Origin of the sequence: Longimonas sp. (genome assembly GCF_046498435.1) — a bacterium.
Lineage (GTDB): Bacteria > Bacteroidota > Rhodothermia > Rhodothermales > Salinibacteraceae > Longimonas.
On record NZ_JAWOAR010000312.1, the window covers coordinates 1 to 10,570 of the forward strand.

Annotated in this window: 6 protein-coding genes; 3 read left to right on the plus strand and 3 right to left on the minus strand. The window is 60.9% G+C overall.

What is annotated here, in order from left to right:
• The first annotated feature begins 72 nt into the window (after positions 1-72).
• From R6U20_RS11980 to R6U20_RS11990, 3 genes are all read left to right on the plus strand, one after another.
• Positions 73-2,592 (plus strand): heavy metal translocating P-type ATPase, encoded by a 2,520-nt coding sequence (locus R6U20_RS11980; protein ID WP_410338093.1) that lies wholly within the window; start codon positions 73-75, stop codon positions 2,590-2,592.
• 311 nt (positions 2,593-2,903) lie between these two features.
• Positions 2,904-3,743 (plus strand): NAD-dependent protein deacetylase, encoded by an 840-nt coding sequence (locus R6U20_RS11985; protein ID WP_410338088.1) that lies wholly within the window; start codon positions 2,904-2,906, stop codon positions 3,741-3,743.
• Positions 3,744-3,829: 86 nt separating this feature from the next.
• Positions 3,830-4,732 (plus strand): MBL fold metallo-hydrolase, encoded by a 903-nt coding sequence (locus R6U20_RS11990; protein ID WP_410338089.1) that lies wholly within the window; start codon positions 3,830-3,832, stop codon positions 4,730-4,732.
• A gap of 195 nt (positions 4,733-4,927) precedes the next feature.
• Here R6U20_RS11990 and R6U20_RS11995 read toward each other — a convergent pair whose 3' ends face one another.
• The 3 genes from R6U20_RS11995 to R6U20_RS12005 all read right to left on the minus strand — a co-directional run bounded on the left by R6U20_RS11995 (position 4,928) and on the right by R6U20_RS12005 (position 10,005).
• Positions 4,928-5,860, minus strand: coding sequence for a hydroxymethylglutaryl-CoA lyase (locus R6U20_RS11995; protein WP_410338090.1), 933 nt, complete (start codon positions 5,858-5,860; stop codon positions 4,928-4,930).
• 227 nt (positions 5,861-6,087) lie between these two features.
• Entirely contained in the window at positions 6,088-8,313 is a 2,226-nt protein-coding gene (locus R6U20_RS12000) for an insulinase family protein (RefSeq protein ID WP_410338091.1), read from the minus strand.
• Between the two features lie 57 nt (positions 8,314-8,370).
• Positions 8,371-10,005: a M16 family metallopeptidase gene (locus tag R6U20_RS12005; RefSeq protein ID WP_410338092.1), complete on the minus strand. Its 1,635-nt coding sequence runs from the start codon at positions 10,003-10,005 to the stop codon at positions 8,371-8,373.
• Positions 10,006-10,570: the final 565 nt, after the last annotated feature.

Sequence of the window (10,570 nt, forward strand, 5' to 3'; positions counted from 1 at the left end):
CTGGTGGTCGTCGAGATCGCGGTAACGGGTTCGCCCAGCGCGCTTGCCCTTCGAATCCACCTGTACCTGCTTATGTCTACGCAAACTAACCTGCACACGATTGAACTGCCCGTGCAAGGTATGACCTGTGCCTCGTGCGTACAGCGCGTGGAAGATGCCCTCGTGGAACTCGACGGCGTGCGTGCTGCCGAAGTCAACCTGGCCACCAACCGCGCGTCCATTCAGGTGGATACAGAGGTCCGCGCTTCGAAACTGGTTGAGGCCATCAAAGACGCGGGGTACGAGGTGCCCACCACCACCTCCACGCTCACGGTGCAGGGCATGACGTGCGCCACCTGCGTAGGCCGCGTGGCCGACGCGCTTGAGGACGTGAACGGCGTGATCGAGGCCGAGGTCAACCTGGCCACCAACCGCGCCACCGTTACGCATCCCCCCGGCAGCGTAAATGCTGCTACCCTACGCACGGCGGTCGAAGACGCCGGATACGAGGTCGTGGAGTCTTCTGATGGCGAGAGCCGCGCCGAGGCCGAACGTAATGTACGCGAGCAAGAACGCTCCTCGCTCAAGCGCCAGCTGATCATTGCCGCATCGGCCACCATCCCGCTGTTTTTGCTCGATATGGGCACTATGTGGATTCCATCCTTCGAAGCATGGGTCATGGATCTGGTGTCGGAGCAGACGCTTCACATTGTGTTCTTTGCGCTGGCTTCCATCGTGCAGTTTGGACCCGGACTGCGCTTCTACAAGAAAGGCTGGCCCGCGCTCAAAGCCGGGGCGCCCGATATGAACACACTGGTGATGCTCGGCGCCTCAGCCGCGTACGGCTACTCGGTCGTAGCTACGTTTCTGCCGAATGTGCTGCCCGAGGGCACGGCGCACATCTATTTTGAGGCCGCGGCGGTTATCATCACGCTCATCCTGGTCGGCAAGTATCTGGAGGCCATTGCCAAGGGGCGTACGAGCGCGGCCATGCAGCAGCTTCTGGAGCTACAAGCCCGCACCGCCCGTGTGGTGCGCAACGGGGTTGAGGAAGAGATTCCGGTGGAAGATGTGATGCCCGGAGACACCGTCATTGTGCGTCCCGGCGAGAAGATTCCCGTCGACGGCACCATTCTGCGCGGGGCCTCCTACATCGACGAATCCATGATTACCGGCGAGCCCGTGCCCGCCGAGAAGTCCGCAGGCGACGAGGTCGTGGGCGGCACTATCAATAAGACGGGCAGCTTCCGCTTCGAGGCCACGCGCGTGGGAGCGGATACCGTGCTCGCGCAGATCATTGACATGGTCGAGGCGGCACAGGCGTCGAAGGTGCCCATCCAGGATCTGGCCGACCGCGTGGTGCGCTACTTCGTGCCCGCCGTGATGACGATTGCCGCCGTCACGTTCGGCGTGTGGATGGTCGTCGGTCCCGCGCCCGCCCTGTCTATGGCGCTCGTGGCCGCGGTGTCGGTGCTCATCATTGCCTGCCCCTGCGCTATGGGACTGGCCACGCCCACCTCCATCATGGTTGGCTCCGGCAAAGGCGCGCAGATGGGTGTGCTCTTCCGCGAAGGCAAAGCCCTGCAGCAGCTTCGCGAGGTCGAAACCGTCGCACTCGACAAAACCGGCACGCTCACCAAAGGCACCCCCGAGCTCACCGACCTTACCACCGACGCCGATGAATCCGACATGCTCCGCCTCATTGCCGCACTGGAGCAGTCCTCAGAGCACCCCATTGCCGAAGCCATCGTGCGCGCCGCGAAGGAGCGCGACCTGTCGCTGCCCGATCCCGAGGATTTCGAGGCGGAGCCCGGTATGGGCGTGTCTGGCACAGTCGAAGACCGCACTGTACAGGTGGGCGCCGACCGCTACATGGAGCAGTTGGGGTATTCGTTGGATGCATGGGCCGAGACGGCTTCGCCCTGGGCCGATGCTGGAAAAACGCCACTCTTCGCCGCGATGGATGGCCAGGTCGTAGCCGTGTTGGCCGTTGCTGACACCATCAAGGATTCCACCCCCGAAGCCATTCGCGCCCTGCACGACCGCGGACTGCGCGTCGCCATGATTACTGGCGACAACGAGCACACCGCCCAGGCCATCGCCGACGAGCTTGGCATCGACACCGTCATCGCTGAAGTCATGCCCGACGAAAAGGTCGATGCCATCAAGCGCCTGCAGGAAGGCGGTTCCGTCGCGTTTGTGGGAGACGGCATTAACGACGCGCCCGCGCTGGCGCAATCAGACGTGGGCATTGCCATTGGCACGGGCACAGACATCGCCATCGAAAGCGCCGACATCATTCTCGTCAGCGGCGATGTGCGAGGGGTAGCCAACGCATACGCCCTGAGCACCGCCACACTGCGCAACATCAAGCAGAATCTGTTCTGGGCGTTCATCTACAACACGCTGCTACTGCCCGTGGCGGCAGGCGCGCTGTATCCGGTATTTGGCGTGCTCCTGAACCCCATGTTTGCCGCAGCGGCCATGGGCCTGTCGAGTCTCTTCGTGCTGGGCAACGCCTTGCGTCTGCGCGGCTTCACCCCCCCGCTCGATGTGGGTGCTGATGTGGATCTTCCCGACGCCGAGCCCCAGCGCGAGGCGGTGGCGGCGTAGAATACACCCATTGGGTCATTATCAGGATTCCGGCTGTGGTCAAGAGAGGCGGCTGTCGCCCCCACGAAACCGCCTCGGAGTTATACCAAACGCTGCTAATCAACGTACTGCTCTGTCAATCCTCATTTTGATAGTTGCTCTGCAATCATCCTCCCACGAAGCCTGTCATGCCGAACGAAGTGAAGCATCTCAGGTCACGCGAACGGGAGGCCTGCCGCCGGAACGCGCAATGTGGTGCAACGCACCGGAAAGCGGTGGGTACGAAGACAAACGATGCAATATACCCACTGCAATACGCTTTCGTACCACCAATGAGAAAGGCTATCGTATCAGAAGCGTTGTCGGATTTGGCAGCCCTCATGCGCATGCGCCGCACGGTGGTATTGAGCGGGGCAGGCGTGAGCACCGAATCGGGCATCCCCGACTATCGAGGCCCCGATTCGCCCCGTCGCGAGCGGGCCCCCATATCGTATCAGGAGTTCGTTGGGGATGCCGAGGCGCGTAGCCGGTACTGGGCACGTAGCAGCGTGGGGTGGCCGCGCTTTACCGCCGCCCGTCCGAATGCGGGCCACCAGGCGCTGGCTCGGTTGGAGGCGGCGGGCTACGTGACCGGCGTCATCACACAGAACGTGGACGGGCTGCATCAGGCTGCGGGGAGCGATGCCGTCGTCGAACTGCACGGTGCACTGGCCGATGTGCGTTGCCTGCGCTGTGGACGCCGCACCGACCGCACCGCATACCAGCGCCGCCTCCTGCAAGTCAACCCCGGCTGGCCCCCCGAGGCCGCCACCCTCGCACCCGACGGCGATGCGGTGCTCCCCGATGAAGCCACCACGTCGTTCCACGTGCCGGGGTGCCCGCGCTGTGGAGGCATCCTCAAGCCCGACGTGGTCTTTTTCGGCGAGTCAGTGCCTCGCGTTCAGGTGGATGCGGCGTGGGATCACTTCAACGATGCCGAGATGCTGCTCGTGGTGGGCTCCTCATTGGCCGTGTACTCCGGATTCCGTTTTGTGCGTCGCGCTGTCAAAGAAGCGCGTCCGGTTGGCATCATCAACCTGGGGCCAACCCGTGGCGATGCCCACGCTCGGCTGCGTCTACACGGCCGCACGGGCACGATCTTGCCAACGCTGGCCGAGATGCTGGACCTGTAGCGGAGGATGCACGTCTTCCGCAACCGAATTGGGGCGGCGTTCGTAATGCGTTATCCGCTTGCTTATGAACAGCTTCCGCGCACCTTATGCTCGACCGGATTCATCTCATCGACACGCATTTTCAGGCGGTGCCCGAAGCCATCGCGGTGTTCTGCATCCCGCACGCCCAGGGGGCGCTGCTTATTGAAACCGGGCCGGGCACCGTCACCGAAACGGTGACACAGCGCCTGAAGGCCATCGGACTTGCACCGTCGGATGTGACGGATGTGCTGGTGACGCATATCCACCTCGACCATGCGGGCGCAGCCGGCTGGTGGGCCAAGCAGGGCGCTACGGTGCATGTGCACGAGGTGGGGGCGCCGCACCTGGCCGATCCGAGCAAGCTACTCAAAAGCGCCACCCGCATCTACGGCGACGACATGGACCGCCTGTGGGGCGAGATGCGTCCGGTACCCGAAGCGCAACTCAACGCACTCGCCGATGGCGACACCGTTACCGTGAGCGATGTAACGCTGGAGGCGCTCGACACGCCGGGCCATGCGTATCACCACCATGCGTATCTGTTTGATAGCATTGCCTTTACGGGCGACGTAGCGGGCGTGCGGTTGCCCGGCTCCATGCACATGTCGCCTCCGCTGGCGCCGCCCGAAATTGACCTGGATGCATGGCGCACAAGCATCGAACGGCTGCGAGCACGTGAACTGACCCACATTGCGCCAACGCACTTCGGCCTCTTTACGGATGCGGAAGACCATCTCGACCGACTGGCCGACCGGTTGGATGCGGTGGAAGCGTTCACCGAAGAGCTAATGACATCGCATCCCACCGACGACGAAATTGAGACGGCAGTGACCGACTGGCTCCGATCAGAAGCTGAAGCGGACGGCGTCGAAGGGCCGCTGTGGACGCGCTACGAAACCGCAAACCCAAGCTGGATGGCGGCGATGGGGTTGAAGCGCTTCTGGCAGAAGCATCGCGCCAATGCGTAGGGCTCGGCAGGCACTACTGCTGTGTCACAGGTGATTCATAGGGTAACGCATGGATCCCCATTTTATAGTCATCCAGATCCTGAATCGAGTTCAGGACAGGCAAGGCGCCCCTGGCGCCGCTGATCCGGGATCTTTTGTGGCCTTGCATGGCAATCATTCGCGTAAGCTACCCAACCATTGACCTGTGACACACCACTACGCCATAACCTCGCGTCCCCACAGGCGGTGCATGGTACCGGCGAACTCCTTGTTGAGCAGGTCTTCGAGACGATGCGATACCTCGGCCACCGCGTGTCCGTTCACGCCGGTTTCGATGCCGAGTTGGTCGAGCAGGTAGACGGTGTCTTCGGTTGCAATGTTGCCGGTAGCGCCAGGAATGAACGGGCAGCCGCCCATGCCAGCGAGCGAAGCATCAAACCAGTGAATACCACATGAAAGCGCTTCCATAACGTTTGCTAAGCCGAGCCCGCGTGTGTCGTGCAAGTGCATCACGAGCGGCGTATCCCCCACGACCTCTTGGATAGCCGTGACGCGTTCCTGAATCATGCGGGGGTTGGCCATGCCTGTCGAATCGGCCAGCGAAAGCGATTCGAGATCGTAGTCGGCGAAGTGGCGGGCCATTTCCACGACCTGCTGCAGGGGCGTATCGCCGGGTTCTTGGTAGCCAAACACGGTTTGGAAGCCGAGCTGTACGTTGACTCCAGCATGCAGTGCAGTGCCGATCATCTGCTCGGCCTGCTCAATGGCCTCTTCGACGGTCATATTGGCGTTATCGCGGCTGTGGCGGTCGTGCGTGGCAATGGACAGGTCGACGTGCTGAAGATCGGTATCGAGCGCGCGCTCCAGCCCGGCCATGTTTAGCACGAGCCCGGTGTACGTCACATCATCGCGGTCGGGCAGGGCGGCGCAGACAGCCTCCGCATCGCGCATCTGCGGCACCCAGTCGGGGTGCACGAACGAGGTAACCTGGATGCGAGGCAGCCCTGCATCAGCCAACGCGATGATGCTGGCCACCTTCTCCTTGGTAGGAATAAACGTATCCTCAAACTGAAATCCGTCGCGGGGGCCCACCTCGCACAGCGTAACATGCGAAGGCAGAGCCGACGGCGAAAGGTCGTGGCGTGCCATAGTGCCCTACAAGGTGTAACGAACGGATAACAAAGACAGTGTTATACACGACTTCGTGGGGCTTGAGATCCGATGCGAAGGTGCATCGGTGCTAAGCGTAATGCGGCGCCTGCTGGGTCCCCATAATACCCAACACCGCCTGCCGGAACGAGCCCGACAGGCGGTGCACACGAATGACCCTGTACGGGTCAGCCTCTATGCGTTCTGTGAGTGAAGTCGTGCAATCGTTACTCGGAATCGTCCTCGGAGTCGTCAACTGAGAACAGGCCGTCCTCGATTTCAGGGTTGACGGTAGCTTCTTGAATGATGGCTTGCTGAAACTCCTCGCCCTCGCGCAGGGTGCGCGTGGTGAAGGCCATCATGATGCCGTCGACTTCCTGGTAATCCGTGAATATATCGGTGAGTTGGGCCGGGCCTTGCTGCGTCATGGCGGTGTAGTCCATACGCTGGGGCAAGTTCGACTCCGGGTCGATATAGAGCGTAAATGGATCGCCCACCGGCGGCGCAACGCGTACGGTGCGCAGTTCGGTGCCCTCTACCATTTCGGTGCCGGTTGACTGTACCGAGAGGTCGTCGTGGTCGAGGCGGGCCAGCAGGTACGAAAGCTCGCGCCAGCGTCGTGGATCGAACTGCTCGCGCACCTGGGGCGGTGCCTCTTGCGTTCCCTGCCCCGGCACCTGCATCCAGAGCGTCTCGCCATCGTCGACAATGGTGAGCGTGACACCATTGGGCAGGTCTTGCTCTAAATAAAAGCGGCCGTCGGTTGCTGAAGTACTTCGGCCCTCGGTTACGATCTCTTGCCCCTGCTGCTGCACGGTTGTTTCCGTTACAATGCGCAGTGCATTGGCCGTGGCCAGGGTTTCGCCGCCGAGCGTGTTCTGCACTTCGTTAAGTATGGCGCGCCCCTCGGCCTGCTCCTCGTCGGTGCCCGTTGCCGATTCGCTGTCGGAGGGTGGACTCGTGGGGATGCTGATGTCGATGGTGTTGACGGTGCCATCGGAGGCCAACTCGGACAGGTCGCGCTCGAAGTCGGATTCGCGGCCCAGCACCACAATGTGGGTGTTATCGGGACGCAGGTATTCTTGCGCTACGCGATGCACATCTTCGGGCGTGATGTCGGCCATGTCATCCACCAGACCCTGCAAAAAGTCGGTGGGATAGCCGTAATACTCGTACGTCATGAGGCGCGATAGAATCTGGCGCTTCGAGTCGAAGTTGAAGACGAACGAGTTGAGGTAGGCATTGCGGGCCTGGTCGAGTTCTTCTTGGGAGGGCGGAGCCTCGCGCATCCCCCGAATTTCTTCCAGGACCGATTCGGCAGCATCAACGGTGCGCTCACTCCGCGTAAAGACGCCAGAGTAGAAGCGTCCGGGGCGGTCGTAGCCCGCGCTGTAGGTGCCAAACACGGAATAGGCCAGCCCCTGGTCGCGCCGCACGTTCTGGAAAAGGCGTCCGGAAAAGCCGCCGCTAAGCACTTCGTTCATCGCAAGAACGGCAGGATAGTCGGGGTGCTCGCGCGTAATATCGCCACCATGCCCAATGAGGATGGTGCTTTGGTTGACATCGTCTTTGGGGATGAAGTTGGTTGAGGGGCCGTCTTGTGCCGAGCGTTCGGGGGGCTCGGGGGTAACAGCTTCCTCGCTGGGCGTCCAGTCGGCAAACGCGTCTTCGAGTTGAGCACGCATCGCCTCGGCATCGAAGTCGCCCCACACGCTTAGAATGATGTTTTCGGGGTGTACATACTGCTCGTGGAAGTCTACGAGGTCAGCGCGTTCGATGGCGTTGACCGTGTAGTACTCGCTGGTGCGGGCGTACGGGCTATCTTCACCGTAGAGCACCTGCTCAAACTCGCGCTGGGCAATCTGCTGCGGGTTGTCGTTACGCCGCGAGATGGACGAGCGCTGCTGGTTTTTGGCGAGATCGACCTGCTCCTGGTCGAAGCGGGGGGCACGCAGTACCTCGGCAAAGAGCGGCAGCACCTCGTCTACGTTATCGCTAAGCGTAGACATGAAGGCAGAGCCCGAGGTCGAGCCCATGTTCGTTTCGACGTTGGCCCCCAGGTTTTCCAGCTGCTCGTTGAGCGCATCGGGGGAGAGCGATTCGGTGCCGCCGCTACGCATGACCTGCCCCGCCACGCTGGCCAGGCCTACCTTGTCGGAAGGGTCATACACACCGCCTCCAGCAATGCGGGCGGTGGCGTTGACAAGCGGAAGCTCACTGTCTTCAAGCAGCAGGATAGTCATCCCGTTATCGAGCTCGATGCGCTCGGGGTCGGGAATGTCGAAGTCGCGCAGTTCGGGGTATGAGAGTTCGGTGACGTCGTACTCCGACACGGGAATGTCGTCATCGGAGTCGGTGGTCGTTGGGGTTTGAGCGGTTGCCGGAGCAGCCAGCACACCGGCCCATACAAGGGCCAGAGCCAGCATGCACCAGGAGGTAAATCGTTGAGTCATGGGTATTGTAGGAGCGTGCGAAAAGGAGTCGAGGAGGCGAACAGGCATGCGCGGGCGTCATTCGGTGTCGGAAGAACCGGTGTCAGACGACTCCTCCGGCATGGCTTCCTCCGGCATGGCTTCCTCCGATGCATCGTCTTCGGATGTGTCGTCTTCGTCGTCATCATCGGCCGACTTAATGACGCCCACGGTGCGGTTGCTGCGGGTGAAGGTGGCCTCGGCCACGCGCTGTACGTCTTCGGCAGTGACGGCTTCTACCGCATCCACATTTTCGAAGACGGTGCGCCAGTCGCCCGTTAGCGCTTGCATCTGAGCGAACTGCTGGGCTAGTCCCATATTGGAATTGAGCTGCCGAACCAAGTTAGCCCGCACACGGGTCTTGGCGCGTTCCAGTTCGTCCTCGGTAATGCCTTCGTCAATGAGCCGGTCGAGCTCGTCGTAGATAGCTTGCTCAATGGACTCGGGCGTCACGTCTTGCGCAGGAACGCCGACCAGAGCAAAGAGGCTGGGATACTTGCTTCCGGGAAAACTGGGCAGCGCCTGCACTTGCAGCGCATCGCCCGTGTCTACCAGCGATTCATACAGGCGGCTGGTACGGCCCTGCGTGAGCACGTCTTGCAGCACGCGGTAGACAGGGTCATCATCGCTGAGCATGCTATCGCGATGGTAGCCCACGAAGACGAAGGGTTGGGCCTGTTCTTCGAGCGTTACACGGCGTTCGCCGGGTTGCTCAGGTTCTTCAGTGAGTACGGGCAGGGGCTTCTCGCCCTCGGGCAGACGCGTAAAGTACTTCTCAGCCAGTTCGCGGGCCTCGTCAGGGTCCACATCGCCGGCCATGGCAATCGTCAGGTTGTTGGCCTGGTAGTATTTTTCGAAGAACGATTCAGCTTCGGTAATGGTGAGCGTTTCCAGGTCCGACATGTGCCCGATGACCGGGTTGCCATACGGATGCGCTTTGAATGCGGCAGCTATAAACTCTTCGAGCAAGCGCCCGGTGGGGTTGGATTCGGTGCGCTGGCGGCGCTCCTCCATCACCACATCGCGCTCGGTGTAGAATTCGCGTAAGACAGGATACAGGAAGCGCTCCGACTCGGTGGCAAAGAAGAGTTCAACTTTGTTGGCGGGTAAGCTATAGAGATAGCCGGTGGCATCGGCACTGGTGAAGGCATTGAGACCCGACGCGCCTTCGCGCTCCAGCAGGCCGTCGTAGGCACCAGCATCGATGTGCGATTCGGCTTCTTCCTGAGCAGACTCAAACTCGGACTGCAGCGTTGTGATGCGGGCCGAGTCGGGCTGCGGACGCGACTGCTCGCGCAGTAGCTCCTGATAAGTGGCCTCCATTTCATTAATGGCCGCTATCTCTTGCTCAATATCTTGCGTACCGATGCGCGTTGTACCCTTAAACGCCATGTGTTCGAACATGTGCGCAATGCCGGTTTGGCCCGACGGCTCATCCACCGAGCCCACATCGGCGTAGGTATGAAACGACACGACCGGCGCTTCAGGGCGCTCAATCACCAAGAAGGTGAGTCCGTTGTCGAGGGTGAAGGTGGTGACGCGGTCCTCGAACTGTTGGAGCAGATCTTGCGAGGAGGTTACCCCAGGGCCAAGGCTGGCCCACATCCACAGGGCCGCACACAAAACGACCCAGAGGGGCTGCAATGAACGGGACGACGAGGTTGAAGGGATCATGAGACGATAAGGGAGCGTTGTGGGAGGATTCGGCGATAAGAATGGGGCCCCTGCCGAGTATGCGTGTTGAAACATGAACACACATGCTTAAACGTCACGTATCAATCATTACGCATCCGATACCGCACGCTATGGCACTTAAAAGGGCACAGTGGGGATACCGCCCGTCAATACGAAACGCCGTTGGTGATTGTTACAGCGTATTACCGCCTGTTCATTGACGAATCGTTGTTACGATACAGGGGGGGCTGGCGTCTTTATGCTGTTCTACAGCTTTGATCAGACCCCGAAAAGCAGGACATGAACAGCTGGACAAGGAGACGACGTCCCAAGGATGTGTGTAGGTGGTGGATGTGAACGCTGGTGCTTTTGCATCCGTAGAAGTGCGCCTACATGTGGGTACCCATCACACGTTTTAGCAAATTCTCTGATTGTTATGAGCTTACTTTCAATGGGCAACGGAGCGCTCTCGAACATGTCCGACGGCAACGCGTCGTGGGGCCGTTTTAAGACGCTGCTGGATGAACAAAACGAGTGGCCTACACGCTACACGTTTAAGTTCATC

What these genes read in the sequence shown, in the direction of transcription:
- R6U20_RS11995 (WP_410338090.1), bottom strand. Translation starts at nt 5,860, where the DNA reads ATGGCACGCCACGACCTTTCGCCGTCGGCTCTGCCTTCGCATGTTACG.
- R6U20_RS11980 (WP_410338093.1), top strand. Translation starts at nt 73, where the DNA reads ATGTCTACGCAAACTAACCTGCACACGATTGAACTGCCCGTGCAAGGT.
- R6U20_RS11985 (WP_410338088.1), top strand. Translation starts at nt 2,904, where the DNA reads ATGAGAAAGGCTATCGTATCAGAAGCGTTGTCGGATTTGGCAGCCCTC.
- R6U20_RS12005 (WP_410338092.1), bottom strand. Translation starts at nt 10,005, where the DNA reads ATGATCCCTTCAACCTCGTCGTCCCGTTCATTGCAGCCCCTCTGGGTC.
- R6U20_RS12000 (WP_410338091.1), bottom strand. Translation starts at nt 8,313, where the DNA reads ATGACTCAACGATTTACCTCCTGGTGCATGCTGGCTCTGGCCCTTGTA.
- R6U20_RS11990 (WP_410338089.1), top strand. Translation starts at nt 3,830, where the DNA reads ATGCTCGACCGGATTCATCTCATCGACACGCATTTTCAGGCGGTGCCC.